This is a genomic window from Chryseobacterium sp. SIMBA_038, from assembly GCF_046535115.1.
Lineage (GTDB): Bacteria > Bacteroidota > Bacteroidia > Flavobacteriales > Weeksellaceae > Chryseobacterium.
The window spans coordinates 1-256 of the sequence record NZ_JAWRXH010000282.1 but is presented as its reverse complement, the minus strand read 5'-3'; the positions used below and the strand labels follow the sequence as shown (position 1 = coordinate 256).

The following is a 256-nucleotide window of genomic DNA, read 5'->3' as shown; positions in this document are numbered from 1 at the left end:
ATGAGTGGTGCAGACAAGAGGTATCTTGGTGCAGAATTAGGATTTGATCTAAAGGTTACGCCTACGCTTAACGCAGTGGGGGTTGCAAGTGTTGGTCAATATAAATTTACAAATACTCCTCAGGTATATACATTTGATGATCTTAACGGATTCAGAAGCTATGGTTCGGCCAATATTAAGGACTATAAAGTAGCGGGAACTCCACAAAAGGCATTCTCTTTAGGATTGAAATACAATTCACCTAAGTACTGGTGGG

General features: G+C 40.2%; 1 protein-coding gene. It reads left to right on the top strand.

Annotation, left to right across the window (positions count from 1 at the left end; all coding sequences use genetic code 11):
- The coding region (locus SB689_RS23570; protein WP_410694468.1) for a hypothetical protein at window positions 1-256 on the top strand (256 nt) is incomplete at both ends.